The following is a 26,187-nucleotide window of genomic DNA, read 5'->3' as shown; positions in this document are numbered from 1 at the left end:
CCGGACGCTCTCGAGGGTTACAACTTCATCCTGACACGCAGGTCCCTCAATCTCACCGCATAGCTCCGGGTATCGTTGAGCGTGATTCCCAGCAGCAGCTCCTTTCTGACGTCGACGGTGATGATCCAGCTCAGGAGCAGCCCCATCATGGCGCCTCCGGTCTGCGTGTTCTGGACGGCGAAGAAGATGTTGTACAAGTACGTCGTACTATGTGCCGTTTCCGTTTGAAAGAATAGCCACGAGGAGGTTTGCTGGGACGCCAGGTTCGTGAACGTCGAAGTTACCGCCGCCACGACCTGATCGCGGAGGTGACCTTCCGTCAAGAGCGCGAGCGGCAGTCCGGAGACATGATAATCGACGAGCGCACGGACTTGTGCGTTGGGCTTCGCCACCGTTATGTCGTCCCCAGAGACGTACTCCAACCGTTTGTTTTGGCGAATGATTTCATGTGCCTTGTCGTAGTCGAGCTCGAGGTTCTCACGGATGGCGGGCACGAAGCACCGACTCAACCACACCGCGGCAGCCACGTGCTGCGAGTCCACGGACACGATATCGACGAAAGGGAGCGGGCCATCGCTGGGGGGAGGGTGGGCCGCACTTGGATCGAACAAACGAACCTGTTCCTTGGTCATGTCACGTCACCTCTGTACTGCCCGCCGATGGTTGCCGGCTACGCTGCCAGCCAATGGGACATCGCCACCGGCAGGATATGCCGGGGCGACTCTCCTGCTATACCAAGAGCGTAGCCCAGATGGGCCCGAGGACCTGGACGTCGAACGTCGCCTTGTCCGAAAGCATCAGCTCGAGCACGTCCTCTTTCTTCTTGTCGATCGTGATCTCGAAAGCCAGCAAGGCCCCGATCCGGAGGGGGCTCTGCGCTGACTTGGCCAGGCCGAGCAGCATGTACCGGTACGTGGTGCTGGAGCCATGAGGGCTGAAGAAAAGATAGGCCGCCCCCTCTTGCTCGGCGAGGCTCGTGAAGACTTTCACAAGAGCCGCGTCGAGCTTCTCGACGAGCGACGGCGTCGATCCGGAAAACGCAACCTTCATCGCAGCAGCGACCTGGTCCACCACTTCCTTGACCGAGCCCTTGAAGCCGGTTGCTTTATGGTTGAAGGTTCCCTTTATTGTCGTGTTGGGATCTTTCTGAATGATGTCCAGTAGGCGGTCCGTGTCGAGCTTGAGGTCCGCACCGATGGCGGAGCTGATGCTCTCGTTGATCTGAGAGACATCCTGCGGCGCGATGTCCCCGTCCGTGATGAGCTTGAACCGATGGCGCTCGGTCTCCTTTTGCATTGGCGGGGGAATGGCCATGACCTGATCGTGCTTGACAGTCGACATTTTCGTCTCTCCTGTGGCATGCCCACGTACGTACTCGGCGCTGCGCCGTGGGGCAAACGGCGAGCTGCTTCCTGCGACCTCGGCAAGGTCCATCAGGATCTTCAAGAAGCATGCCGCGTATGTCTCCGCTCGCAGCGACGTTCGCGTGCCGTACTCGACGGGGTCTTGTCTGGAAAGGACGCGCCATTTCTATCTGCGCACGTCCACCCGACGTCGGCTCTCGGGTGCAGGTCGTATCACCCTGTCGCGTTACAGTAACCGTTACAGTAACTGTTACGATGACACGATGGCCTTGCCGCCGCGCGCGGCGTCGGCGCTCTGGACGCCATCGCATCGACACCCATCGCTCCGACGAGGTTCGTTGCTGGTCGGGCGGAGTCTTCCCCAACCTCGGATATGGGGAGGCGCCCGCGAAACACCTGGCATGCACGTTGCTGAGCACCATGGACACATGACTTTCGATGCACCCCTTGCGGGGCCGAAGAGTCATTCCACTCGACGGAGTTCAATCCGTCGGTTCTCGAAAAAAGGAGATCCGTCATGATTACGAATCTATCCGCTGGAATGGACGCCGAAGCCAACGCGAAGCTGGAACGGCTGATCGCTGCCACGCGCTCGCTCGCGCCTTCGCAGATCCATCGGCTGGATGACGACCATGTCCTCGTCGCCATCCCGCTGACGTCGGCGCAACCCGCGCGGAGGGCGCAGGTCGCCGTGGCGGCGACGCGCAGCGACGACATCCCCTACAAAGATATCACGGAGGTGGAGGTGCAGCACCTGGCACAGGCAATTCGCCTGAGCAAGACGTTCGAGCCCGCCATCGACAAGCAAACCCTCGAGATGGACCTGGGCAAGGCGCTCGAGCTCGTCCAGCAAAATCAGACGATGACGGTCGTGGGTACGGTGAACACGACGGTTGTGGAGCACGAGAACAAGGTGGAAGCGACCGTGGACAAGGTGCTCGCGATCTTGCTGGAAGCATTCCAGCTCGCACTATCGGCACCCCTGAAAACGGCCCTCACAGCTGCCGTCACGAACACGTTCACCAACCTGGCCACGCAAGAAGGGGGCGCATGGATCTTCTATCAGTCGTCGACCTCGAATAACTGCACGTACGTGTACAACATCCTGTTCGCGGTCCAGAACGACAAGACCGGTGGGGTCATGCTGGCCCTTCCCATCAGCTACAAAATCACTGTCAACAAGGACAAGAAGACCGTGCTCTTTCTCACGATCAAAGACGTCGCCGACTATTCGGTCCAGATCAGGGGCGTCCGCGTGGCCCAGATCCTCGAGTAGATGCACGGCCCCGGGCGGCGATGCCAGGGTCCTGCCGCTTCGTTCTGTACGCAGACTGCGGAGCGTGAGCGAAGTCGAAGGACGCTCTCGTGCCCCACGCTCCGCAAGTTCGCCTGCGCGCGAGATTGGATCGGGGACGAGTTTGTCCCATGATGCGTGCGCTCCCCATGCCGACCCCTTCCCCCGCGCCACGCTGACCGCGCTCCTGCTCCTCGTGCCTGCTGCTGCTGCCCGCGCGGACGGCTCGACGCCGCGGGGGTACCGCTCCTTCGAGGAGTTCATGCACGACGTCGATCGCGCGCGTGCGCTGGGCCAGCTCGCTGAAGGGCCGGCGCTGGAGCGCGAGCGGCGATGGGACTGCGTGCGGCTCGACGTGGATGTGCGTGCCGCGTGGGGGCTGGGGAAGATGGCGGCGTTCCCATCGATGCAACTCGCGACGTGGTCGGCCGGGGTGGAGATATCATCACCCATGGTGACCTCGCCGCCGCCGGTGAGTCGGGCGACTCGCGCACCGTGCCCGTTTCGGGGGGAAGGGATCTGAAGGTGGCCAACCTGTCCACTGCCGCCGAGCCCGTCTTCCTCGGCGTCGCCGTGACGTCGTTCTAGCGCGCACCCTCGCGGGGAATCTGGGAGCGCCTGCCACACGCGTGTGGCGGGCGCTCCTGCCATTTGTAGCCACGCTGTGCGACGGAAAGGAGGATGACTTGTCCCACGCATCACCCATTGCATGTCCTTGCAATGGAGAGAGCATTCCTCTCGGTCCGAATACGACCCGCTCGTGTGAGTCGGCGGGTGCCCCGGCATCCCGACGTGGGAACGCGCCTTCGTTACAGTATCGGTTACGGGGACCGTTACATCGGTTTTGGCCGTCCCCGCATCGCGGCGAAGCGATGACCAGAGCCTCGGAGCCAGAGGCCGGGCCGTACGCGATGGCGCGGCGCAGTCCACCCTATCGAGAGGGGACAAGGAAATCAGGTGGCACGCCCATTGCTCTACATGAGACACGAACCGCCCCCAAAGGAAAGACACCGGACCCTCCGATAGATTCGTCGAGGAGGGCGAGGCGAGACGTCTGCGGGGAACCGCACTGGGTGCGCCAGCAACCGAAGCAGAAAGGATAACCACCATGTCGAACGCGAACTTCTCCGAGCCCGCCACGGTAGGGATCAAGCGAACGGAAAAACTGACCAAGGTGGTCAGTGAAGGCCTGGAGAGCATTCTTCAGGTCGTGTACACGCCCGCCGAGGATCTGGAGGACCCCCGTCCCAGCGCGCCTCTCTCCCCCACGGACGCGGCCGTCGTGAAGGCGAGGAAGTATGCGGCGCGCACGGGCTCGCTCGCGAGCTCGCTGAGCGACCTCCTCGGCGCGGGCTTCATCCTCGAGCTGCATAAGGAGTGGAAGGATCACACCCGCGATGCCGCCCTCTACGTGGGGCTCGAGGCCATGAAAACCCTGGCGATCAACATCGCGAACATCGTCGACTACGTGTCGAAAACCTCCCCGAAGCCGTAGCACGGCCAGCCGTCGGGCCCGGCTGCCAATGCCTCATGGCCTGGGCTGCTCCCAGGCCATGCCGGCCATGCATCGACAACGAGGCACTCCGCCGTCCCTTCGTTCTCCGGGCCGCGCAGGCCGCGACCGACCATCTGCTCGTACCGCAAGGCGCTCGTCGTCGGCCGGGTTATGCAAACCGCGTCGGTCCGCGGGGCGTCAAATCCTGTCGTCAGGACCCCGACGTTGCAAAGGAATCGTAGCCCCTCGCCATTCCGGAAGCGCGCTTAGCACTACTCTGCCATCCTCACCCACACGTTCATATCGGCACGAGCGCCCGCACCGTCGCTCCGCACCGCGCGCATCTTAGAGCGCGCCGACCTCCGTGGGCGTGTTTCCCGTGGCGCGAAGGGTCGGTAGGGCCTGCTCGAGGTCGGCGATGGCAGCTGCCGGATTGTCCAAGCCAAAATGAGCGGTGCTCACGTCGACGAGGGGGATGGCCTCGTCCGCGCGGTTGCCCAGGGCGCGGTGAATGGCGAGGGCTTGTTCGAAGCAAGCGAGTGTGCGGACCGTCTTCGGGTTGGTGGAGGAACGTCGTACCACGCAGGCGAGATGTGTTACCCGACCGCGGGGACCTCGTCATGGGGTCGCCTCAAGGACCATCCCGACGGCGGGGACCTGGCGACGGGGCCGCGTCTCCAAGGCGTGCGGGCACGTCTCCCAAGTCGCGCGCACGCGTCTCCAAGGCGCGCGGGCACGTCTCCCAAGTCGCGCGCACGCGTCTCCAAGGCGCGCGGGCACGTCTCCCAAGTCGCGCACACACGTCTCCACGTCGCGTGCGCGCGCCTTCCTGACAGTCTCGAACGATCTCCACGTCGTGCGCGCGCGCTTCAGCCTCGCTCGCGCGCGCCTCGACGCCCCTCGCACGCGCCTCCCGCTTGCGCTCCCGCTCCCGCCTGCGCTCCCGCTCCCGCCTCCTTCGCCCCGCGGCGGAAAAACGCTACTCTCTCCAGTGTGCACCTTCGCCTTGCTTTGCTGCGTCGAGCGGCTCGGCCTTCCGACAGAGCAGATCGCGGGCGACGAGGGGCTGGCCGAGGGCGTACGGCTCCCGCCCTTCAAGCCTGAGGCTTCGATTCCCCCGGTCCCCCGTGCCCCACCTCCCCCCCATTCGGCCAAGGCGCACTTGGTTCCCGATCTCCTGATGGTATCCTCCCCCCGCCCATGATCCTCGAATGTCGCCACTGCGGTGCGCCGCTCGACGTGAAGCCCGAAGCGGCGCTCACGAAGTGCCGCTACTGCGACACCACCAGCGAGCGCCGCCTCCTCCGGACCGTCTCCGCCGAGACCCCCCGTGACTTCCGCCCGCCCTCGCAGTGGACCCCGCCCCCGCAGTTCCCGGCCCCGTCGAACCAGGCGCTCGCGTATCACGAAGTGACCTTGCGCGCGAACACGCGCGCGAACTGGATCGTCCTCCTGGTGGGCGTCTCGTTCGCCGCGGCGCTCGTCCCCGTCCTCCTCCTCACGCTTGGCCCCACCAAGGGCGGCTCCTCGAAGAAGGGCGGGATCGTGGGGGGCGTGCTGCCGGGCAAGACGCCCCAGGAGCTCGCGGCCGTTCGAATCGACCAGTCTCGGGAAAACCTCGCGAAGGCGCTCTCCGGCAGCCCCATGGGCTCCATGCTCGTCGTGTCCGTCTCGCACCCGCGCTACCAGAGCATCTCGTTCATGTACGACGACAAGGAGCCCGCGTTTCCGCAGAGCTTCACGCTCGTGCAGCGCTCCGGAGCGACCCCGGATCCCAAGGGGATCGAGGCCCTCGGGAGCCGCCTGCACGGTGGGCTCGTGAACGGAAGCTGGAACTGGGCGGGCCTCGTGTCCGTGAACACCGACGCGAAGACCGGCCTCGTCTCCGCCTCCGTGCTGGGGGCGCGCGTGGGCGGTACGAGCGCGCAAGCCAAGGTGCAGCTCGTCGCCGTGTGGAAGCTCGTCCTGCACGCCGTCTTCGGCGCGGGGAGCGGCCCGACCGTCGAGGAAGCCCGCTGGATCGGCGCGCCGCACCCCTTCGCCGCGCTGGAGACGATCGACCTCACGACGACCGTCGACAAGGCCGCCGCGACCCTGACCCAGAAGTTCCCCGGCGCATCCTTGTCCACGTTCATCGATCTCAGCGTCACCGTCTCCGTGGATCACCCGCTCCTGCGGAACGCCGAGCTCTCCTACCCCAACGAGAAGGGGGGCACGCTCCGGACCGCGGCCATGCGCGGGACCAAGGCGTTCCCGGAGCGCCGCGAGGCCCTGGTCGCGTGCCTGGAGGGCAAGCTCGGCAAGGCCAAGGTGGAGGATCGCGATTACCTGGCCAAGAAGCGCGATTACGAGTTCGCCCTGGGCAAGATGTGGCTCAGGATCGGGGAGAACGAGGCCCGCGTGCACTGGCTTCCCGGACGGCTCAGCGCCCCGGATTGGAAGCGAATCGTGGGCGCCTTGAGCGCCTGCCGTTGACCCCCGGAGCGTCCCTTGCAACCCATCGTCAAGGTCTTCGAGGACAACCACATCGAGCCGCCGTGGGCGTACATCGCCGTCTTCGCGATCGACGCCGTCATGGTCCTCGTGATCGCGTTTTGCGTGCGCGAGATCCTGCGCGCGCGCCGCGCGGCCGTCGAGGCGGACGCCGTGATCAAGCCGAAGGCCGCGCTCTTCGAGGGGGCGCGGTTCGTCGCCGGCACGGTCGAGTTCGCAGAGGGCGAGTTCGAGGCCGTGCGGGTGACGATCTCGCAGGAGGGGAGCGAAGAGGCCGACAAGAACAACAACAAGACACACACGTGGACGGAGACGGAGCGCGAGACCCGCGCGCGGCCGTTTTATCTGCGTCACGACACGGGCGCCCGCATCCGGGTCGAGCCGCCCGAGGACGTGCTGCTCGTCGACACGCTCGATCAAAAAGAATGGCTGCATTCGTCGAAGCGGAAGCTGCGCGCCGAGCTTTTGCCGGGCGAGCGGGTCGTGGTGGAGGGGCGGCTGCACAGGGCGCCGGATCCCGAAGAGGTCGGGGAGACCGCGGGCTATCGCCAGGCCGCCACGACGGGCTGGACGATGAAGCCCTCGCCGCAGAAAGGCATGCACGTCTCGACGGAGAGCCTCTCCCGCCGCCACGAACTCCGCGCGCGGGCCTTTGTCTGGACGTGCGCGTGGGTGGGGTTCCTCGGGCTCGTCATGCTCATCCCGCTCGGCACCTACCGGGCGCGCCTGCTCTTCGGGGAGAACGTGGTCGCGACGTACCTCGGCAAACGGACGTTCGAGAGGACGAGCAAAGGCAAGACGACCGTGCACCAGGGCGTCGACATTCGGTACGAATCGCCGCCGGGCACGGTGCGCTTCAGCCGGGGCATCGAGGTCGACGAGGACGATTACCTGGAGCTGCCGGCGGGGCCGGGGGAGATATGGCTCCGGCGTGTCCCGGGCTTTTCGACGGCGACGGCGCTCGGGCAGGGGAGCTCGGTGTGGGTCCCCCCCTGGTGCGCCGCCGTGGTGCTCGCCGGCATCGCGGCGTACCGCGCCTACCGCACGCACACCTATCGGCGCTGGTACGAAGGGCGCCTCGTGGAGAAAGGCAAAGGGCCGCTGCCCCCGCAGTCGAACGAGCGTTTCCTCGCGGACGATCCGATCGCCTTGGAGGGGCGGCGCGCGCGGGCGCTCCGGCGCGAGAGGGCCGCCAAACACGTGGAGCCCATTCCGCTCGAGTGAAGCTCAGGCTTCGGCCTTGGGCCGCAGCATCACGAGCAAGACGTCCGCGTCGGGGACCTCTTCCGTCGGCACGAGGCGCTTGCCGCCGGGATCGAGCCGCACCTCGATCCATCGCGACGAGAGCTTCGCGCGCCGGACGGCCTGCCGCGAGACCGCGTCCCCCTCGCCGAGGTGCAGGCGCATCTCGTCGAGCATGCAGCGCCCGAACAACACGCGCCCTTTCTCCTGGATGCGCCGTTCGGCCTCCTCCAGCCGGCGATCGAAGGTGCGGGCCGCGAGCTCGCGGCCGAGCTTGTACGGGTCGCGGACGGGCGTGGGCAGGCGGATGCGGTCGCCTGTGCGATCGTCGATCCAGAGCGCCGAGACCGCGGGCGGGGCGTCACCGAGCGCCTCCCAGAACAGGCCTCCGACGGACGTGATGTCTTGAAAGCGCAGGTCCCTCGTGTCGTTGCCGCGCCCGATGCGCAGCCCCTCCTCGTGCACCTCCACGCGTTGCCCACGCGCCCGCACGAAATGGGAGAAGGCCCAGAACCCGAGCGCGCCGAAGACGAGCGCGGCCCCGCCGAAGACGACGAGGCTCGCGAGATCGTGCCCCAGGTGGTCCGGGATGATGAAGAACGGCAGGGCGACACAATCGGCCGCGACGAGGAGGCAGAAGAGCCCCACGCCGATACGAATGCCCTGCTGGGCGAGCGAGACGGGGTGCTCCGAGACGAGCGCGCCCAGCGGATCGGCCTGACGATACGGAGTCTGGGCGCGCACGGTCCTCCTATTTCGCGACGTCGAGCCGCTTGGCTTTCGGCCCGTCGATGTCCGCGAAGAAATCGTTCCCCTTGTCGTCGACCACGATGAACGCCGGGAAATCGACGACCTCGATCTTCCAGACCGCCTCCATCCCGAGCTCGGGGTATTCGAGCACCTCCACCTTCTTGATGCAATCCTTCGCGAGCCGCGCCGCCGGGCCGCCGATCGATCCGAGGTAAAAGCCGCCGTGTTTCTTGCAAGCCTCGGTCACGGCGCGCGACCGGTTGCCCTTGGCCAGCATCACGTACGAGCCGCCGCTCGCCTGGAAGAGGTCCACGTACGCGTCCATGCGCCCCGCGGTCGTCGGTCCGAACGAGCCCGAGGCGTATCCCTCCGGCGTCTTCGCGGGGCCGGCGTAATACACCATGAAATCCTTCATGTAGTCAGGCATGCCGTCGCCGCGATCGACGCGCTCCTTGATCTTCGCGTGCGCGATGTCCCGTGCCACGACCATCGGCCCCGAGAGCGAGAGGCGCGTCTTGATCGGATACCGCGAGAGCTCGGCCCGGATCTCGCTCATCGGGCGGTTCAGATCGATCTGCAGGACCTCGCCGCCGAGGTCCGCGTCCGTCGTCTCGGGCAGGTACTTCGCCGGATCCCGTTCGAGCGCCTCGAGGAAGATGCCGTCCTTCGTGATCTTCGCGAGCGCCTGCCGGTCGGCCGAGCACGAGACGGCGATGGCGACGGGGCACGAGGCGCCGTGGCGCGGCAGGCGGATCACGCGGACGTCGTGGCAGAAGTATTTTCCGCCGAACTGCGCGCCGATCCCGGTGCGCTGCGTGATCGCGAGGATCTGTTGCTCCAGCTCGACGTCGCGGAAGCCGCGGCCGAGCTCGTTGCCCGCTGTGGGCAAGGTGTCGAGGTAACGCGCCGACGCGAGCTTCGCGACCTTGAGCGTGTGCTCGGCGCTCGTGCCGCCCACGACCACGGCGAGGTGGTACGGCGGGCACGCCGCGGTGCCGAGGGCGCGGATCTTCTGCTCGACGAACGCGAGCAAGCTCTCCGGGTTCAGGAGCGCTTTCGTCTCCTGGTAGAGATAACTCTTGTTCGCCGAGCCTCCGCCCTTGGCCATGAACAGGAATTTGTAGGCGTCGCCCTCGGTCGCGAAGATGTCGATCTGCGCGGGCAGGTTCGTCTTCGTGTTGACCTCGCGGTACATGTCGAGCGGCGCGAGCTGCGAGTAACGCAGGTTCGTCGTGCGGTACGTATCGGCGATGCCACGCGCGATCGCGGCCTCGTCGTTGCCCTCGGTGAGCACGTGCTGGCCCTTCTTGCCCATCACGATCGCGGTGCCCGTGTCCTGGCAGGAGGGCAGCACGAAGCCGGCGGCGATGTTCGCGTTTCGGAGCAGCTCCAGCGCGACGAAGCGGTCATTCGCCGAGGCCTCGGGATCTTCGAGGATCCGCGCGAGCTGCGCGAGGTGGCCTGGCCGGAGCAGGTGCGCGATGTCGCGCATGGCCTCCCGCGCGAGGAGCGCGAGCCCCTCCGGCTCGACCTGCAAGAACGTCCGGCCCGCCGCCTCGATCGTCGAGACGTGGTCCTTCGTGACGAGGCGGTAGGGCGTCTCGTCTTTGCCGAGGGGGAGCATGTCCTGGAACTGGAAATCGCTCATCGGGCGAAGGTGTACCCGAGGCGGTAGGCGCGTGCCAAGGGCGCGTTCGCAGGGGGGCGGACAATTGCAGCGATCGACGGTCTGGTTGCGCGGCGACGGATTGCCGCGTCGGGCTTCATGCACCCACGCTGCAAAGAAACGAGGTCGCGCGAAGGCATCACAAAGCTGCCCCGCGCGGGACAGCGCGCAGGAGGGAACGTACCATCGAGGCATGCGCGCTTGGATCTCGGCTTGGATCCCGCTCGGCGCCCAGCACGATCGAAAGCTGGACGACGCGGAATGGTTGCAACGCGGAGACCCAAACGACGCACGGGCAAGGCAAGGCGCGTTGCGAGCGCCAAACCGGCGGCGATGCGGGCGCCGACGTCGGGCTCTACACGATCGACGGCGGGAGCGACGAATGGCTGGCGGGCGGCTCCGCCATGGGAATGGGCGCCCTCGCTGCGACGGACTACATACTCGATTTCCTGGACGCCCACGCCATGCCTTGACCCCTCGCCCCTTGACGCGGGCGGGCTGGGCTGGATAAAGGAACACGATGCTTCAGGTCCTCGACGCAGACGAAGAGTATCTCGTCGCCACGCGAGGCCACGTGCTCGTGACGGTCTGGGGCCGCATCAACCTCGACCGGGTGCGCCGCGCGTTCGCCGTGAAGCGCTGGTTGCTCGAGGCGTCCGACCACGAGGCGACGTCGTTCGGATACATCGCCGTCCTCATCCCGCAGCGGCTCGCCATCCCCGACAGCCTCGACGCCGAGATCCGCAAGCTCGACGAGTTCTTGGCCCCGCACATCTTCGCGAGCGCGGTCGTCGTCGAGGGCGATGGCATGCGGTCGAGCCTCCTCCGCGGCTCCGTGAAGGCGACGAGCCTCGTCAAGCCCCGGGGGTACCCCGAGAAGAACTTCGGTGAGATCGGGGATGCGGCGCGGTGGATCGTGCCGCTCATCGCGACGAAGACCGGTCAGGTGGTCTCCGCCGAAGACCTCGCCTGGGACATCGCCGAGGCGCGGGCGCTCCATCATCACATCGGCTGATTCGCCCTCGAACGTTCGGGGGAGCGCAAGCTACTCGATGTCGAGTGGAACGACCTCGACCGAGGGGCGATCGTCGGATCGCTTCACGTACACGAGGTGCTGGAGCGGCACCGCGTGCCACGTCCCGTGGTCCCGCGTGAGCGGCTCCGAGGCGATGATGCACGAGCTCGCGTCCTCGTCCGCCGCGAGCATGCGCCATTCGCCATCGTACGCGCCGTACGATTTTCCGATCGTGTACCAGATCCGGAGCACCCGCTCCTCCGGCGGATGGAAATCGTCCCCGAGCCCGTCGTATTGCCCGAGGCCGTAGGTATAACAGACGGCGACGAGATCATTGCCGTCCGAGAGGAAGAGGTTCATCGGGGAAAACGTGCGGATCCCGAGCTCGCGCCGGATCCCCGCCACGATCCGCAGCGCGGAGGTGACTCCGCGGGCGATGTCGAGCGCGCCGAGATCCGCGTACGGATCGGGGAGCTGCGAGAGCAGGAGCGCGTAGAACCACTCGGAATCGGTCGTGCCTTTGATCGCGCGTGAGAATTCGGGCCGGATCTTCGGCAAGAGGGCAAACTTCATCTCGTCGAACCGCGCGAGCTGCCCATTGTGGGCGAGCGCGAGCTTCGCGCCCTCGAACAGGAACGGGTGCAGGTTCTGCTCGTGGATGATGGCGCGCGTGTCGTAGGGCACGCCGCGCAGGTGCGCGAGCAGGGACGTCGCGCGCACCTTCGCCGCGAGCGCGCGCAGGTTCCGATCGTAGATGGCGAGCTGCGTGCTGCGATAGGCGAAGGGCAGCTCCGGGCGCTCCGAGCGCGCGTCCCACGCGAGCAGCCCCGAGCCGGCGAGGTTCAGCCGGGTGTAGAACGCGGCCTGGTGGGTCTGGTTCACGAACGAGACATCGGGCTTGTAGAGCAGATCCTCGAGCGGGATCGGCTCACCGAGGTAGGCGAGGACGCGGCACATGGGAGCCCTGATGTCGCCCGGGAGGCGCGCGCTTGCAAGCGCCAACGCGCGAGGGTTCGTGCGCCCGCCTCGCCGGGAAATGGTATCGTCTCCCCGAAGGGGCGATCACGCGTGCACGAGGGACGACGATTCATCGGTGGGGTCGCGGGCGCGCTCGCGCTCGCGTGCATTCTCACGGGCACGGAGGCCGCGCAGGCCGGCGATCCTTCCCATGTCGCGCTCTGGCGCTTCGACGTGCACGGCGCTTATTTCCAGGGCGATCAGCGGCTCGGGGTGGGCACGCTCGCGCCGTACAACGGCTGGGGATTGTGGGGGCGGGTCGGCATCTCGGAGTTTCCCTGGAAATGGCTGGGGTACGACGTGCTCGCGCAGATCGGTATGGTCGGCACGCCGCAGGGCACCTTCGACGTGGCGGCCGAGGGCGCCGTCGCGTTCGCGCCCGCGCGCTGGAAGGGGAGCGTGGACGGCTCGATCGTCCTCGGCGTGGGCGGTGGCTTTGGACTCGAGCGCCCGGTGTGGCTCGGCCGCGGGGGCACGGGGTATCCGCTTTTGCTCGGGCGCCTCACGCTCAAACCGAAAAACTCGATCCGGTTTTTCACGTCGTTTCGGTTCACGCCCATCACCTCGGACGCGGGCTGGGTGCGCGCCTATGATCTCGAGGTCGCGGGAGGGTACAAATGGTGGTATCTCGGCCTTCGGGGGCGTATCGACGACGTCACGCAGGGGGATCCCGAGCGATTGTACCGCACCTACTGGCTCGGCCCGACGGCGGGATTGGTGATTCGATGAGCCGCGCGAGGACCGCCGGGTTTTTTCTGGTCGTGATGGCGCTCGCCGGCTGCGGCCTCGATCCGGTGCGCGTCTCGGATCGGGTCTCCACGCGGGACATGTTGCTCGGCGTGACGGCGCTCGACGACGGCGCGGCGGCGGCGATCGACGTGCGGGTCGGCAGCCCCATCGGCGCCGTGGAGCTCACGGGCGGCGACGCGTTGTTCGTCACGGTGGACGGGACACGCCGCCCGATGGCGGAAGGTCAGCTCAATGGCGCGCCAATCCATTCGGTCCAGCTCGACGCGCTGCCGGGCGATTTCCTCCTCGACCTCGAACGTCAGAACGATCGCGACGTGCACGGCGTCGTCGTCGAGGTCCCGCGTCCGTTCACGATGACCGCCGCGGGCCTCACGCAGGATCTCCCGCTCACGCTCTCTTGGGATGCCGATCCCGAGGATGGCGAGGTCGTGGTGACGGTCCAGGGGGATTGCATCGACACGCTCACGCGCTCGCTCGACGAGGACACGGGCATGCTCGTGCTCGCGCAGGCCGAGCTCCGCCCGCCGCCGGCGGGCCCGCCCGTCGCGCCTTGTGCGCTCCAGGTATCGATCTCCAAGACGATCACCACGCGGGACGCGCTTTTCTCGACGAACCCGGGTGGAAACGTCACCACGAGCGCCGAGCAACGCCGGACGATCGGAGCCACCTGGATGCCCTGAAGCCCCAGGTCACACGCGTGACCTGGGTGCCCACGCGATCGGGTCGCGGCTCAGGTCCCCGCGACCTGCATGCCGTCGAAGACGAGCGTCGGGGTGCGGCTCGCGCCATAGGCGAAGGGATCGTTGCCGACGGCGATGAGGCGCTTCCACACGTCGACGTGGCGGCCGGACACGTTCATCTCGGCGATCGGCTCGCCGATCTTTCCGCCGCGGATCACGAAGCCCTGTACGCCGAGCGAAAAATCGCCGGTCGCGTCGTTCGAGTTCCCGCCGAGGAACGACGTGATGAGGAGGCCCTCCTTCACGTCGAGGGCGAGCGCGGCCTGCGTCTTCGGGCCGAGCTTCCAGGCGATGTTCGTGGAGCCGCCCGTGGTCGGCGCCATGCTGAGCTTCTTGCCGTAATACGTGTCGATGTAATGGTTCTTGAGGACGCCCTTCTCGAAGAGGGGCATCCGCCGCGCGGCCAGGCCCTCGCCATCGAACGGGCGCGTGCCGAGCCCCTTCGGCAGGAGCGGGTCGTCTGCGAAATCCAGTTTGTCGCTGCCGAACGGTTTGCCCACGAGCCCTTCGAAGAACGAGCGCTTCTGCTGCAGCGCGGCCCCGGTGAGCGGGCGGAGCAAATAACTCAAGAAGCGGCCCGCGGCGCGGTTGTCGATGAGCACCGGCATCACGGACGAGGGGGCCTTCTTGGCGCCCCGCCGCGCGAGCGCCCGCTCGGTCGCGCGGCGTCCCACGGCGGCCGCGTCGGGCAGATCCGCGTAGAGCCGCACCCAGGCGTATTCGCCCTCCTCGGGCCTGCGCCCGTCGTCGTCCTTGATGCTCACGTCGGCCGAGATCGAGAACTCCGTGCCCGCGAAGCTCGCTTCGAGCCCATTCGAATGCACCTGCGTCGTCTCGTTCCACGAATGGTAGCCGTTCGTGGTGACGCTCAGGATCGCCTCGCTCCCCTTGACGCTTCGCGCGGCCTCTTCCATGGACTGCGCCGTGCGGCGCAGATCGAGCGCGGTGATGCTCTCGATCTTCGGATCGGCCATCGACAGGCCCTCCGGCGTCGCTTTCGCGTAAAGCGCTGGATCCGGCAGGCTCCGGTGGGGATCCTTCGCCAGCGTGCGCGTGAGGCCGATGGCGTTGTCGAGGAACGACGCGAGGCCCTCGGGGCGCAGATCACTCGTCGAGCAGGTCGAATACCGCCCGTCGACATACAGCCGGACCTCGAGCCCGCGGCTCGTCGCCTCCGTGATTTTTTCGAGCTTGCCATCACGCCACGTGACGTCGACGTCCCGCTTCACACGCGCGACGGCCGCGACCTCCGCCGCTCCCTTTTGTTTGGCAAGGGAAACCGCGTTCCTGGCGATTTGCAGCATGGCTTCGTTCGTCATGACGCCCCTCAGCCCTTCGCGCTCGCCTTGTTGCCCTGGGTTCCGCCCTGACCGCCCACCGTGATCGAGGAGACGCGCACCGTGGGGATGCCCTGCGAGACGGGCACGCTCTGCACGTCCTTGCCGCAGGTCCAGCCTCCCTCGTCGATGACGAGGTCCTTGCCCACCATGTCGATGCGCTCGAGCACCCGCGGGCCGTTGCCGATGATGTTCACGTCCTTGATCGGCCGGGTGAGCTTGCCGTCCTCGATGAGGAAGCCGTTCTTCACGTAAAACGTGAAATCCCCGGCGCCGATCTGGACCTGGCCGTTCGAAAAACTCTGGCAGTAGATGCCGCGCTTCACCGAGGCCACGATCTCGTCGTGCTCGTGCGGCCCGGGCAGCATGTACGTCGCTCGCATGCGCGGCATCGGCGGGTGCTGGTAGCTCTGCCGCCGGCCGTTGCCCGTGGGCTTGAGGCCGTAGTGCTTCGCCGAGATGGAGTCGTGCATGTACGTCGCGAGGACGCCCTTATCGACGAGCGTCGTCGTACCCGCCGGGTTGCCCTCGTCGTCGACGTTGATCGCGCCGCGCGCGTGAGGCTGGGCCGCGTCGTCGACGATGTTGACGAAAGGCTGGGCGATGGGCTTGCCGATCTTGTCCGCGTAGATCGACGTGCCCTTGCGATTGAAATCGGCCTCCATGCCGTGACCGATCGCCTCGTGCAGGAGGATGCCCGACGAGCCGGCCGCGAGCACCACGGGCATCTCCCCGGCCGGCGCCGGCACCGCGTCGAAGAGCACGGTCGTCCGCGCGACCGCCTCGCGCACCACGCGGCCGATGGTCTCCGGCGAATAAAAGTCGAACCCGCGCCGCCCGGCGACGTTGTAGCCGTTCGTCTCCTTGCGGCCGCCTTGCTCGGCGACACACGAGACGTAGAGGAGCGTCATCGGCTGGAAATCCTCGACGAGCCGGCCCTGGCTGTCGGCGATGAGGATCGCGCCCGCCTCGTCCGCGAAGAAGACGCTCACCTTCTTGATGCGGCCATCCATCTTGAAGATCGCCGCGTTCACGCCGTCGAGGATCGGGAGCTTTTGCGCGGGCTTGATGCCGTCCCAGGGCACGTCGAGCGTGTACCTCTGCGGCAGCGCCGCCCCGACCGCGAGCGCCGTGGGCCCAGGCCGCGCGGGCCCGTCCGCGACCGCCGCCGCCGTCTGCGCCGCGCGCTTGATCGCCTCGCGCGTGAGCTCCTCTGTATACGCGTAGCCCGTCTGATCGCCGCGCACCACGCGCACGCCCACGCCGAGCTCGACGCGCGTGTAGGCGCGGTTCACCTCGCCGTCTTCGAGCTGCAATCCATTGGAGACGCGGTGCTGGAAGAAGAGGTCGGCGTGATCGGCGCCGCGCGAGAGCGCGTCCGCGAGCCCGTCCCGGATCATCCCCTCGTCCACACCGAACCGGCTGAAATACGAGACCCGCGGCGCGTCGGCCGAGGGCACGACCGCCGCCGTGGTGGGCTTTTCGAGCGCCTGCCCCGCGCAGCCGAGCAGGAACCCGCCCGCCGACGCCGCCGCGATGCTCGATGCTCCCATCTCGATGAATTGCCTCCGGTTCATGCGATGATCGTGGCCCATCGTCCGCGCTCCAGGTGAAAAGTACGGTCACGACGATACACCCCCGTCCACACGCGAGCACGCGGATTCAACAGGTGAGCCGCGTTTCGACGCCTCCGTCCGGGTGGTTCGTCCGGGAACCTTGCTCCATAATGTCATGCCGCAGCGCGGCACGGCCTGCCGCTTGCAACCAATGCCGTGCCGTGGTCTACAGCGTCGTACCGCCTAGCGGGTAGACGCTCCGGGACGACGCGTGTGAAGGCCGAACGCGGATTCATCCTGACCCCGACCTACCGGATCCACGACGATCGGACCGAGGTGCACCTGTATGCCGTCCTCGCGTGCGGCGAGCCCGCGCTCCTCGTGCACGACCAGCATCGGCCGTATTTCTTCGTGCGCGCGCGGGACGAGGCCGTGGCGCGCCGTGTCGCGGGCGAGCGCTTGTCCGAAACGCCCCTCGTCTCGTTCGCCGGAGATCCCGTCTTGCGAATCGAGGCCCCGAACCCCGAGCGCCTCGCGTCGCTCCGCGCGTCGCTCCTCGCGAGCGGCGTGATCCCGCTCGAAGCGGACGTGCGTTTCGTGCAGCGTTTCCTCGTCGATCACGGCATCCGCGGCGCCTTCTCCGTCGAGGGCCCGTTCGAGCGCCGCCGCGGCGTGGGCCGCGTCTACATGAACCCGCGCATCGAGCCGGCCTCGTTTGTCCCGCGCCTCTCCGTGCTCTCGTTCGACATCGAGACGAGCCTCGACGGCGCGCACCTCTTCTCCATCGCGGCCGCGGGGCAAGGCGGCGAGCGCGTCTTCCTCATGCAAGGCGGCGCCGCGACCAACCTGCCCGCCTCTGTCGACGTTTTTTCCGACGAACGCTCCCTCCTCGCCGCGTTTTTCGAGCACGTCCAAAAGGCCGACCCCGACGTGCTCACGGGCTGGAGCCTGCCCGATTTTGATCTCCCCCAGCTCGTCACGTTCGCCCGCCGCGCGCGCATCCCGTGCTCGCTCGGCCGCGCCTCGGGCAACCCTACGATCCGCCGTGATCCCGGCTTCACCCGCGAGGCGCGCGCGTTCGTCCCCGGCCGTGTCGTGCTCGACGGGCTCGCGCTCGTGCGGGGCGCGTACGTGCGGCTCGACGACTATCGTCTGGAGACCGCGGCGCGCACGATCCTCGGCCGCGGAAAACTGTTTGGCCCCGAAGGACGTGGTGACGCCATCGAATCCGCCTTCCGCGACGATCCCGCCGCGCTCGCCGCGTACAACCTCGAAGACGCCCGGCTGGTGCTCGAGATCGTGCAGAAGCTCGGCCTCGTCGAGCTCGCCGTCGAGCGCAGCCTGCTCACGGGCATGCCGCCCGATCGGGTCGGCTCGCAGATCGCCTCCGTGGACTCGCTTTACCTCGGCGAGGTTCGGACCCGCGGCCGCGTCGCGCCCTCGGTCGCCCGCGACGACGACCTCGACACGGGCCCGCTCGCGGGAGGCCTCGTCCTCGATGGCAAACCTGGGTTTTTCCGGAATGTGCTCGTTTACGATTTCAAGAGCCTGTATCCGAGCCTCATCCGCACCTTCAACATCGACCCGATGACCTTCACAGGCGAGGGCCATCCCGGGGATCCGAGCGTGATCCACGTCCCCGGCGGCGCGACGTTCCGGCGGGACGAGCGGGGCATCCTGCCCGATCTCGTGGCGCGGCTCGGCGCGGAGCGGCAGGAGGCGCGGCGGAGCGGCGACGAGCAGCGCGCGCAGGCCATCAAGATCCTGATGAACTCGCTCTACGGCGTGCTCGGATCCCCCGCGTCGCGCCTGTTCTCGCCGCCCGTGGCGAGCGCGATCCCGCTCGCGGGGCAATGGGTCATCCGCGTCGCGGCCCGCGCCGCCGCGTCGCGGCCCGGTCATCGCGTACTCTATGGCGACACCGACTCGCTCTTCGTCGACGTGGGCGAGCCGGATCCCGAAAAAGCCGCGGCGTATGCGGACATGCTCCGCGCGCACATCGCTGCCGAGGTCGATGACGCGATCGGCCGCGCCTTTTCCGTGCAGAGCCACCTCGACCTCGCATTCGCGAAGATGTACGCGCGGTTTTTCCTGCCCGAGATGCGCGGCCGCGCCGAGGGCAGCAAGAAGCGGTACGCGGGGCTCGTGTATCGCCCGCGCGGGGACGGCGAGGTCGAGATCGTCGGCCTCGAAGCGGTCCGGCGCGATACGAGCGCCATCGCGCGTCGATTCCAGCGCGAGCTTCTGGATCGCGTCTTTCACGATCGCGCCGTGGAGCCTTTCGTCCTCGCGTTCGTCGAGGATCTCCGGGCGGGCCGATTCGACGCCGAGCTCGTCTACCGCAAGGCGCTGCGCAAGCCGCTCGATGCGTACACGAAGACCACGCCGCCGCACGTGAAAGCGGCGCGCAGGCTCGGCGCGGACGCGGGCCGCGTCGTCTCGTACGTGGTCACGAAAAACGGCCCCGAGCCCACGAGCGCGCGTTCGTCCCCCTTGGATCACGAGCATTACGTCGAGCACCAGATCAAGCCGATCGCGGACGCGGTGCTGCGTCTGTCGGGCGGGCGCGATTTCGACGACGTCACGGGCGCGCGGCGCCAGCTCTCGCTCTTCTGAATTGCCCGAGTGACAGGCGCGGGGGCGCGGAGTATCGTGCCGCGCCATGCAATACACCCGACTCGGCCGCACGGCCCTCAAGGTCAGCCGACTTTGCCTCGGCACGATGAACTTCGGCCCCCAGACGAGCGAGGAGGACTCGTTTCGCATCATGGACCGCGCCCACGATCTCGGGATCAACTTCTTCGACACGGCCAACGTGTACGGCTGGAAGAAGGGCGAGGGCTGGACGGAGCAGATCCTCGGCCGCTGGTTCGCCCAGGGAGGCGGGCGCCGCGAGAAGACCGTGATCGCGACGAAGGTCTACGGCGGCATGGGCGACTGGCCGAATACGTCGCGCCTCTCGGCGCTGCACATCCGGCGGGCGTGCGAGGAGTCGCTCCAGCGGATGAAGACGGATCACATCGATCTCTACCAGATGCACCACGTCGATCGCGACGCGCCGTGGGACGAGATCTGGCAAGCGATGGAGGTCCTCGTCCAGCAGGGCAAGGTGATCTACGTGGGCTCGTCGAACTTCGCGGGCTGGCACATCGCGCAGGCGAACGAGGCCGCGAAATCGCGCCATTTCCTGGGGCTCGTCTCCGAGCAGAGCCTCTACAATTTGATCGACCGCACGATCGAGCTCGAAGTGATCCCGGCCTGCCAGCACTACGGGCTCGGCCTGATCCCGTGGAGTCCGCTCAAGGGCGGCATCCTCGGTGGCGCCCTCAAGAAGGAACGAGAAGGGCGGCTCGCCACCGATTTCGCGCAAAAGAACCTGGCCAAGCACCGCGAAAAACTCGAGCAATTCGAGGCGCTCGCGGCCGCTCTCGGCAAACCCGCTGCCGACGTCGGGCTCGCCTGGCTCCTCGCGCAGCCCGCCGTGACCGGACCGATCATTGGTCCACGTACGATCGAGCAGCTCGACGGCACGGTGCGCGCGCTCGACCTGAAGCTCGACGAGGCGACCCTGAAGAAGCTCGACGAGATCTTCCCCGGCCCCGGCGGCGCCGCGCCGGAAGCTTATGCGTGGTGAGTAGCGGCAAAACGGCGCCGGGATCGAGTACGCTCGGCCCGTGACGTTTCGCCGGGCCCTCTCCTTCCTGCTCTTTGTCCTCGCGCTCGTCTCGTGGGCGCCGCCTGCGTCCGCGCATCCGTACATGCTCCCCGGCGGGCGCGAGAAAGACGTCCTCGCGCTTTTCGCCCCTTTCACGCTCGGCAAGGAGGTCGCCGCGGGGTTCGCGCTCTGGAGCGTCTCCATCGACCAGCAACGGATCGTCGTCGGCCTGCGCGAGCCGAAGGGGCGCGAGGCGCGGATCACTCTCGTCCACCCGGACGACGACGCCGCGCGCCCCGAGGCCCCGCGCTCGTCGAGCTTCGTGGCCGCGCGTGAGTCCACGGGGGATCCCGAGGTCGAAAAGGCGGTCGCGGCGCTCCTCGGAGCCCTCGCGCAAAATGATCACGGTGGCCTGTGGATCGAGCCGCGGCCGAGGGCAGCCCCGCGCTCGTCCGGCGTGGCCCCGATCCAGGCGCGCGTCGCGGCCTACGCCGCGGGGCAATGGGGCGATCTCGACGGGATCGTCGCGCTCTTCGGGTTCGTCGCGCTTGCCACCGTCCTTGCCGCGCGGCTCACGCGGGACGAGCCTGCGTGGATCCGCGGGGCGCTCGCCGCGATCGTCTTCGCCGGCGCGGCCACGCGGCTCTGGCTTTCGCCGGTCTCGTTCCTCGGCGCCTGGCCCTGGACGCGCCTTTGGCCGAACGTTCGTGCTGTCGCCGACGGCCCGTTGCTCGAAGCGATCGCCGCGCGCGCCGGCGGCCCGTTTTACTTGACCGACGTCATCACGTGGACGAACTTCGGGTACGCCGCCGCGATGCCGCTGGTGCTCTTCGGCCACGCGACCTACCTCCTCCGGGATCCACGCGCCGGGCTCTTCGCCGCGTTCGCCGTCGCGCTCTTGCCGCAACACATCCGCTTCTCACGCTGCGAGGACGCATTCATCCCCTCGCTCGTGATCACCTCGCTCTCGTTCGCGCTCATCCACGCGTGGCTCCGCGACCCGTCGCGTGTCTTCCGTATCGTCGCGATCGCCTGCCTGCCGGCTGCGCTGTACACGGGCTACCTGCTCCGGCCGCTGAACATCCTGTTCATCGTTGTCTACATGGCCGCCGTCGTCTCGCTCCACCCGGAGTCGGCGCCTCCCGTGCGGCGCGTGATCGGCGTGCTCGTCATCGCCGGAATGGGCGCGCTCGTGTTTCCGGTGTTTCTCTCGACGAACGAGGCGGCCGTGCAAACGGCGCTTTTTTCCCCGGGATGGCTCCTCAACACGGGGCGCGCGTTCCTCGTGCCGAAGCTCTTCGTGCTCACCGATCCCGCCGTGACGCCGCCGGTGCTCGTGGTGCTCGCCGCTGCCGGTGTGATCCTCGGGTATCGCGCGGGCGAGCGCAGGCTCGTCGTGTTCCTCCTCGGCTGGCTCGGGATCTTCACGATCACGCACGCCTTCGTCATGGAGGATACGATGCGCCCGCGGTATCACTTGCACCTCGTCGTGCCTTTCCTGCTGCTCGGCGCGATCGCGGTGCCGTGGCTCTGGGAGCGGCGCCGCGCAGGTATCTTCGTCGCCTGCGGGGCGCTCCTCGCGGCGCCGCTTCTGCATCGGGGTTGGATCGAGGACGTCGGGTACACCGAGATGCGCGAGCACGCGTTCGTGCAAAAGGCCCGCGAGATCGTGCCCGAGGGCTGCACGGTGATCGAGTACGTCGGCGCGGACGCGCAGGCGAAGGCGCTCCGGTTCGCCCGCATCGGCGAGCGCGCGGGCGGGAAGGATCGCGGCAAGGATCGTTATCGTGTCGTCCCCGCGTTCGCCCCCGGCGTGAGCCCCGAGGTGACGATCGAAAAGCCGCTCGACGAGCTGCTCCACGACCCGCCCGCCTGCCTGTACCTCTATGAGGGCCTGCCGTGCTGGTTCGGAAAAACAGAGGACGAGGCCTATGCGTCGACGTGCAGCGAGCTCCGGCAAACGCTCGGCGCGGAGGTGGTGATGCAGGGGGAGGTGCCGCTCGCGATTTACGACCGGCAAAACATGCCGCCCGGTCGCCGCGACGGGCCGAACGTCACGTTCTGGTTGTCGCGGGCGCGCGTGGAGGCGAGGGCAGGGGAGACCGGAAAGGGGCGGCCTTGAGGCCGCGGGGGAGGGGAACGAGAATCAGGCGGCGGCCGCCTTCTTGTGCTCGGTGATGAGGATCGGGTTCGCCGGGGCCGGGAAGCCGAGCTTGCCGATCTCGTCGTTGATGATCTCGTTCGCCGCGAAATACACGCCCCAGTAATGCGCCGTGTGGCAATACGGCCGCACGGCGAGCACGGGGCCGGCGAGCGTGAAGGTGAGCAGCTCGACGTCCGGCGCCGGCGTCTTCGCGACGTTCGGGATCGTCTTGAGCTTCTCCTTCAGCACCGCGATGGCCTTGTGCACGTCGGCCCCGCCCGAGAGCTGCGCGACGAGCTCCACGCGGCGATAGGGGTTTTCCGAGAAGTTCTTGATCGTGTCGCTGAAGATCTTGCCGTTGCCCACGAAGGTACGGACGTTGTCGGGCGTGTCGATCGCCGTGACGAACAGGCCGATCGCGTGCACCGTGCCCTCGACGCCGCCCGCGATGACGTAATCGCCCACCTTGAAGGGCCGGAGCACGATCATGAAGACGCCCGACGCGAGGTTCGAGAGCAGGCCCGACCACGCGACGCCGATCGCCACGCCCGCGGCCGCGAGCAGGCCGGCGAACGTCGTCGTCTCGATGCCGAAGACGCTGAGCACCGAGAGGATGAGCAGGATGTTGAGCAGGACGCCCGCCACCGAGCCCATGTACTTCGTGACCGTGTCGTCGATCTTCCGCGCCCGGAGGCTGCGCTCGAGGATGCCGAGCACCGCGCGGACCACGATCCGGCCGACGATCCAGAGGACGATCGCCCCGAGGATCTTCAACCCCACGTTCATGCCGATCTGAACGGCCAAATCGATGTACTTTTGAATCGTTTCGCTCATGATGAATGTTCCCCTCAGCAATACTCGTGCCGGAACGTATCCGTGCCGACGTCCCTCCACAAGGGCTCGATCTGGATGTGCGAGTGGCCTCGATCCGAGGCGGCGAGGCATCACTTTGCGCAGGGGAGGTGAGGACACGCGTCCTCAGCGCGCGGCGGAGCGGATGCCAAGTCGTTGGAGCTTGCGCCAAGGGGTTGGAACCTGGTTTCCTTCGGGGTCATGGATGGGGATCGGGATCTCGCGGGTCGGCTCGCGAAAAACGTCAAGCAGCTCCGGGAGGCGCGTGGGCTCACGCAGCAGCAGATGGCCAAGCTCGGCGGGGTGCCGCGCGCGACGTGGGCGCACCTCGAGTCCGGCGAGGCGAACCCGACGCTCGCGGTCCTGAACCGCGCCGCGACCGCGCTCCAGGTGTCCATCGAAGAGCTTTTGAGCGCCCCGCGCAGCGTCGCGCGCCACTACCCCCGCGAGACCTTGCCCGTGCGCACGCCAGGACAAGCCCTGGTGCGGAAGCTCCTGCCGGACGCCATTCCCGGCATGGAGATCGATCGCATCGAGATCGCCCCTTCCGGCCGGATGACGGGTGTCCCGCACACGCCGGGCACGCGTGAATACCTCACGGTCGAGGCAGGCGAGTTCCAGCTTTGGGTCGCGGGCGAGCGGTTCCAGGTGGAAGAGGGCGACGTCGTGGTGTTCCGCGGCGATCAGCGGCACTCCTACCACAACCCGGGCCGCGTCCCGGCGGTCGGTTACTCGGTGGTCGTGCTGGCGCGGGGCGATTGACGCGCGGTTTTCCGGCCAAACGTCTTCACGAGCAGGGATCTCCGGCGACACGTCCGCCGCCGTCGACCGGCATGCCCATCACGGCCCTGCCTTTGAGCGCGGCGACGACGAACTCCATGCGCCGGTTTTGCTTGCGCCCTTCCGCGGTGCGGTTGTCGGCGATGGGCTTCACCTCGCCGAACCCGACGGGGAGGAGCCGCTTGCAATCGACCCCGCGCGTGACGAGCGCGCGGGCGAGGGAGAGCGCGCGGCGGCCCGAGAGTTCGAGGTTCAGGGGGGCGCTGCCCTGGCTATCGGAGTGGCCCTCGATGCGGAAGAGCGTGATCTCGGGTTTGGCCTGGAGGAACGCGGTCACGAAATCGAGGGCCGGCCCGCTCGTGGCCCTGAGGCTGTCTTTGCCCGTGTCGAACTCGATGGGCTCCTTGACGAGGAGCCGGCCGCCTTCGAGCGCGAACGCGCCGGGGCTCGTGGGCCCGGCGAGCCACGGGGAGGGAGCGAGGATTTCCGCGGGATTGCGTGATTCGGGTACAGGCGCGGGCGCGGGTTCGGGCTCGGGCTCGGGCGCGGGCGGCTCCTCGGCCGCGGCGACGGGCGCAGGCGGCTCCTCGGCCGCGGCGACGGGCGCAGGCGGCGGCGCCTTCGGGTTGTCCGTGAGGACCACGGGCGGAGGTGATGGCTCGGGGGACGGCGTGGTCGCGCCACACGCCGATCCGAGCGCGGCGAGGAGGAGGAGCGAGGCGAACGAACGAGGCGAGCGCACGAAAGGAACGATGCGCGCCGGCGGGCGCGCCGGGAAGGAAAATCGTCAGCGGGTCAGGTTCACGGTGTATTTGCCGTATTCGCTCGTCGCCGTCCCGGAGATCTTCGTCGTCCCCGGCTTGCGCTCGATCTTCATCGGATCGGCCATCGTGGGCTGAAGCTCGCCGTTGATCTCGAGGTCCAGCGTCACGTTGCCTTCGAGCGCGCCCGACATCGTGAACGATCCGACGAGCGTGCCCGTGATCGTGCCATCGGGGATCCCATTGAGCTTCAGGTCGAGGACCGGGCCCGTGCCCGAGGTGTTGTACGTGACCTCGCCATCGTCGGAGTAATCCTTCAAGACCTCGTTCAGGGTCATGGTTTTGTTGGGGGACGAGCCCTGATCCACCTTGCCGCTGATGGTGAGGGTGCCCGTCCTGTCCCCATTGGCCATCTGCGGATCGATGTTCGCGCTCGACGCGGCATTGAAGCCCTGGAAGCCGAGCTGCATGGCCTTGTCGATCGATTTGTCGAGGCTTTCGTAGGCGCGGCGCGCGTCTTCCTCGGAGGCCACGTCGTCGCTGCAACCGGCGAGGCCGAGGGCGAGAGCAAAAAGCGGAAAGAACATGCGTCGTTTCAAGATCGTCACCTCCGATAAGCAGGATAGACGTCCCCGTCTTGAAAACAGTCACGATTTTCGCGAGTTCGAGCGATAAAAATATTTACCAGGACCTCTTACCGTCCTCACCGCATCGATAATCATCCCTGGAAACGGCGCTGACCAGCGCTCGAGCACTGCGTCCTCGACCGGGAAGCCGATGTCACTGCCTTTGATGATCCAGGAGGTCGTCTCGAAGCACGGGCGGGCGTCGGGTTCGGGCGGTGAAGGGCGCGGAAAGGGGGGCGGGCACGGATGCGACAGCGTGCGCTGACGCGGAAGCCTGCGGAGGCAGGACGGGCCGCCCAAGCGTCGGTAACCCAGCCCGCACTCCTCTCGACCCACGTTCATCGAAGGCGCAGAGCGTGCCGCGGGGGTCTGTCAACGCCTGAGTGGCAGGAGCAGGGTTTTGACAATCGGCGCCACAGGCGGGATTGATTGGTGTCGTACGGCTGGAATATGTCCAGATCGGAGAATGTCCCGCTTGACGTGGTCTGGCATGGAGGTGTACCTCGCGTTGCCTCCGAACACTCCGGCCCATGTGTTCGCACAAACGTATCGATTCGCACGAATGTTCGACCTACCTGAAGCGATTGCATGAAGACACGAAACGTTCTAATGGCCGCTCAGACGAAATGGCAAGGGAGCCGACGCACCTTG

General features: G+C 67.3%; 23 protein-coding genes. 12 read left to right on the top strand and 11 right to left on the bottom strand.

Annotated features, from left to right (window positions below; genetic code table 11):
- Positions 1-17: 17 nt before the first annotated feature.
- A complete protein-coding gene (locus POL67_RS34115) occupies positions 18-632 on the bottom strand; it encodes a hypothetical protein (protein WP_271924797.1) in 615 nt (204 codons plus the stop codon).
- Between the two features lie 97 nt (positions 633-729).
- On the bottom strand, positions 730-1,446 hold the full coding sequence (locus POL67_RS34110) for a hypothetical protein (RefSeq protein ID WP_271924796.1): 717 nt from the start codon (positions 1,444-1,446) through the stop codon (positions 730-732).
- 459 nt (positions 1,447-1,905) lie between these two features.
- Between POL67_RS34110 and POL67_RS34105 the strand changes: the two genes are divergently transcribed.
- The 3 genes from POL67_RS34105 to POL67_RS34095 all read left to right on the top strand — a co-directional run bounded on the left by POL67_RS34105 (position 1,906) and on the right by POL67_RS34095 (position 4,153).
- The gene (locus POL67_RS34105; RefSeq protein ID WP_271924795.1) at positions 1,906-2,640 is read left to right on the top strand and encodes a hypothetical protein; all 735 of its coding nucleotides are present in this window, start codon (positions 1,906-1,908) and stop codon (positions 2,638-2,640) included.
- Between the two features lie 280 nt (positions 2,641-2,920).
- On the top strand, positions 2,921-3,181 hold the full coding sequence (locus tag POL67_RS34100) for a hypothetical protein (protein ID WP_271924794.1): 261 nt from the start codon (positions 2,921-2,923) through the stop codon (positions 3,179-3,181).
- A gap of 585 nt (positions 3,182-3,766) precedes the next feature.
- A complete protein-coding gene (locus POL67_RS34095) occupies positions 3,767-4,153 on the top strand; it encodes a hypothetical protein (protein ID WP_271924793.1) in 387 nt (128 codons plus the stop codon).
- A 345-nt stretch (positions 4,154-4,498) separates the two neighbouring features.
- Here POL67_RS34095 and POL67_RS34090 read toward each other — a convergent pair whose 3' ends face one another.
- Positions 4,499-4,735 (bottom strand): tetratricopeptide repeat protein, encoded by a 237-nt coding sequence (locus POL67_RS34090; RefSeq protein ID WP_271924792.1) that lies wholly within the window; start codon positions 4,733-4,735, stop codon positions 4,499-4,501.
- Between the two features lie 618 nt (positions 4,736-5,353).
- Here POL67_RS34090 and POL67_RS34085 point away from each other — a divergent pair.
- Together POL67_RS34085 and POL67_RS34080 are read left to right on the top strand one after the other, a co-directional pair.
- Positions 5,354-6,628 carry a hypothetical protein gene (locus POL67_RS34085; protein WP_271924791.1) on the top strand — a complete coding sequence of 425 codons (1,275 nt, stop codon included), beginning with the start codon at positions 5,354-5,356 and terminating at the stop codon, positions 6,626-6,628.
- A 15-nt stretch (positions 6,629-6,643) separates the two neighbouring features.
- Complete coding sequence (locus POL67_RS34080; RefSeq protein WP_271924790.1) at positions 6,644-7,870, top strand: hypothetical protein; 1,227 nt, start codon at positions 6,644-6,646, stop codon at positions 7,868-7,870.
- A gap of 3 nt (positions 7,871-7,873) precedes the next feature.
- On the opposite strand, the gene POL67_RS34075 is transcribed toward POL67_RS34080, so the two are convergent.
- Both POL67_RS34075 and POL67_RS34070 read right to left on the bottom strand, forming a co-directional pair.
- Positions 7,874-8,632, bottom strand: coding sequence for a hypothetical protein (locus POL67_RS34075; protein WP_271924789.1), 759 nt, complete (start codon positions 8,630-8,632; stop codon positions 7,874-7,876).
- A 7-nt stretch (positions 8,633-8,639) separates the two neighbouring features.
- Complete coding sequence (locus POL67_RS34070) at positions 8,640-10,286, bottom strand: fumarate hydratase (RefSeq protein ID WP_271924788.1); 1,647 nt, start codon at positions 10,284-10,286, stop codon at positions 8,640-8,642.
- 538 nt (positions 10,287-10,824) lie between these two features.
- Here POL67_RS34070 and POL67_RS34065 point away from each other — a divergent pair.
- Positions 10,825-11,319: a hypothetical protein gene (locus tag POL67_RS34065; RefSeq protein WP_271924787.1), complete on the top strand. Its 495-nt coding sequence runs from the start codon at positions 10,825-10,827 to the stop codon at positions 11,317-11,319.
- A 30-nt stretch (positions 11,320-11,349) separates the two neighbouring features.
- Here the strand turns inward: POL67_RS34065 and POL67_RS34060 are convergent, their stop codons facing one another.
- Positions 11,350-12,276 (bottom strand): class II glutamine amidotransferase, encoded by a 927-nt coding sequence (locus POL67_RS34060; RefSeq protein ID WP_271924786.1) that lies wholly within the window; start codon positions 12,274-12,276, stop codon positions 11,350-11,352.
- A 111-nt stretch (positions 12,277-12,387) separates the two neighbouring features.
- On the opposite strand from POL67_RS34060, the gene POL67_RS34055 reads away from it, so the two are divergent.
- Complete coding sequence (locus POL67_RS34055; RefSeq protein ID WP_271924785.1) at positions 12,388-13,065, top strand: hypothetical protein; 678 nt, start codon at positions 12,388-12,390, stop codon at positions 13,063-13,065.
- Positions 13,062-13,766, top strand: coding sequence for a hypothetical protein (locus POL67_RS34050; RefSeq protein WP_271924784.1), 705 nt, complete (start codon positions 13,062-13,064; stop codon positions 13,764-13,766). Before POL67_RS34055 ends, POL67_RS34050 begins: the two co-directional genes overlap by 4 nt.
- Positions 13,767-13,816: 50 nt before the next feature.
- Here the strand turns inward: POL67_RS34050 and POL67_RS34045 are convergent, their stop codons facing one another.
- Both POL67_RS34045 and POL67_RS34040 read right to left on the bottom strand, forming a co-directional pair.
- Positions 13,817-15,145, bottom strand: a complete 1,329-nt coding sequence (locus POL67_RS34045) for a TldD/PmbA family protein (RefSeq protein ID WP_271924783.1) — start codon at positions 15,143-15,145, stop codon at positions 13,817-13,819.
- A gap of 8 nt (positions 15,146-15,153) precedes the next feature.
- Positions 15,154-16,740, bottom strand: coding sequence for a TldD/PmbA family protein (locus POL67_RS34040; RefSeq protein WP_271924782.1), 1,587 nt, complete (start codon positions 16,738-16,740; stop codon positions 15,154-15,156).
- A 252-nt stretch (positions 16,741-16,992) separates the two neighbouring features.
- Here POL67_RS34040 and POL67_RS34035 point away from each other — a divergent pair, with 252 nt between their 5' ends.
- The 3 genes from POL67_RS34035 to POL67_RS34025 are packed head-to-tail and all read left to right on the top strand — an operon-like array spanning position 16,993 to position 22,496.
- Entirely contained in the window at positions 16,993-19,335 is a 2,343-nt protein-coding gene (locus POL67_RS34035) for a DNA polymerase II (RefSeq protein WP_271924781.1), read from the top strand.
- 46 nt (positions 19,336-19,381) lie between these two features.
- On the top strand, positions 19,382-20,353 hold the full coding sequence (locus POL67_RS34030) for an aldo/keto reductase (RefSeq protein ID WP_271924780.1): 972 nt from the start codon (positions 19,382-19,384) through the stop codon (positions 20,351-20,353).
- 40 nt (positions 20,354-20,393) lie between these two features.
- The gene (locus POL67_RS34025; protein ID WP_271924779.1) at positions 20,394-22,496 is read left to right on the top strand and encodes a DUF2339 domain-containing protein; all 2,103 of its coding nucleotides are present in this window, start codon (positions 20,394-20,396) and stop codon (positions 22,494-22,496) included.
- Between the two features lie 24 nt (positions 22,497-22,520).
- On the opposite strand, the gene POL67_RS34020 is transcribed toward POL67_RS34025, so the two are convergent.
- Positions 22,521-23,351 carry a mechanosensitive ion channel family protein gene (locus POL67_RS34020; RefSeq protein ID WP_271924778.1) on the bottom strand — a complete coding sequence of 277 codons (831 nt, stop codon included), beginning with the start codon at positions 23,349-23,351 and terminating at the stop codon, positions 22,521-22,523.
- Positions 23,352-23,570: 219 nt separating this feature from the next.
- Between POL67_RS34020 and POL67_RS34015 the strand changes: the two genes are divergently transcribed.
- On the top strand, positions 23,571-24,131 hold the full coding sequence (locus POL67_RS34015; RefSeq protein WP_271924777.1) for a helix-turn-helix domain-containing protein: 561 nt from the start codon (positions 23,571-23,573) through the stop codon (positions 24,129-24,131).
- A gap of 25 nt (positions 24,132-24,156) precedes the next feature.
- Here POL67_RS34015 and POL67_RS53810 read toward each other — a convergent pair whose 3' ends face one another.
- Positions 24,157-24,891, bottom strand: coding sequence for an OmpA family protein (locus POL67_RS53810; protein WP_271924776.1), 735 nt, complete (start codon positions 24,889-24,891; stop codon positions 24,157-24,159).
- A 45-nt stretch (positions 24,892-24,936) separates the two neighbouring features.
- Positions 24,937-25,509, bottom strand: coding sequence for a hypothetical protein (locus POL67_RS34005; RefSeq protein WP_271924775.1), 573 nt, complete (start codon positions 25,507-25,509; stop codon positions 24,937-24,939).
- Positions 25,510-26,187 lie beyond the last annotated feature (678 nt).

The sequence above is a fragment of the Polyangium mundeleinium genome, assembly GCF_028369105.1.
GTDB classification, from domain to species: domain Bacteria; phylum Myxococcota_A; class Polyangia; order Polyangiales; family Polyangiaceae; genus Polyangium; species Polyangium mundeleinium.
Note: the sequence above shows the minus strand (reverse complement) of the source record. Positions and strands in the feature narration are given on the sequence as shown.

What these genes read in the sequence shown, in the direction of transcription:
- POL67_RS34115 (WP_271924797.1), bottom strand. Translation starts at nt 632, where the DNA reads ATGACCAAGGAACAGGTTCGTTTGTTCGATCCAAGTGCGGCCCACCCT.
- POL67_RS34105 (WP_271924795.1), top strand. Translation starts at nt 1,906, where the DNA reads ATGGACGCCGAAGCCAACGCGAAGCTGGAACGGCTGATCGCTGCCACG.
- POL67_RS34100 (WP_271924794.1), top strand. Translation starts at nt 2,921, where the DNA reads ATGCACGACGTCGATCGCGCGCGTGCGCTGGGCCAGCTCGCTGAAGGG.
- POL67_RS34095 (WP_271924793.1), top strand. Translation starts at nt 3,767, where the DNA reads ATGTCGAACGCGAACTTCTCCGAGCCCGCCACGGTAGGGATCAAGCGA.
- POL67_RS34085 (WP_271924791.1), top strand. Translation starts at nt 5,354, where the DNA reads ATGATCCTCGAATGTCGCCACTGCGGTGCGCCGCTCGACGTGAAGCCC.
- POL67_RS34070 (WP_271924788.1), bottom strand. Translation starts at nt 10,286, where the DNA reads ATGAGCGATTTCCAGTTCCAGGACATGCTCCCCCTCGGCAAAGACGAG.
- POL67_RS34065 (WP_271924787.1), top strand. Translation starts at nt 10,825, where the DNA reads ATGCTTCAGGTCCTCGACGCAGACGAAGAGTATCTCGTCGCCACGCGA.
- POL67_RS34060 (WP_271924786.1), bottom strand. Translation starts at nt 12,276, where the DNA reads ATGTGCCGCGTCCTCGCCTACCTCGGTGAGCCGATCCCGCTCGAGGAT.
- POL67_RS34050 (WP_271924784.1), top strand. Translation starts at nt 13,062, where the DNA reads ATGAGCCGCGCGAGGACCGCCGGGTTTTTTCTGGTCGTGATGGCGCTC.
- POL67_RS34045 (WP_271924783.1), bottom strand. Translation starts at nt 15,145, where the DNA reads ATGACGAACGAAGCCATGCTGCAAATCGCCAGGAACGCGGTTTCCCTT.
- POL67_RS34040 (WP_271924782.1), bottom strand. Translation starts at nt 16,740, where the DNA reads ATGAACCGGAGGCAATTCATCGAGATGGGAGCATCGAGCATCGCGGCG.
- POL67_RS34030 (WP_271924780.1), top strand. Translation starts at nt 19,382, where the DNA reads ATGCAATACACCCGACTCGGCCGCACGGCCCTCAAGGTCAGCCGACTT.
- POL67_RS34020 (WP_271924778.1), bottom strand. Translation starts at nt 23,351, where the DNA reads ATGAGCGAAACGATTCAAAAGTACATCGATTTGGCCGTTCAGATCGGC.
- POL67_RS34015 (WP_271924777.1), top strand. Translation starts at nt 23,571, where the DNA reads ATGGATGGGGATCGGGATCTCGCGGGTCGGCTCGCGAAAAACGTCAAG.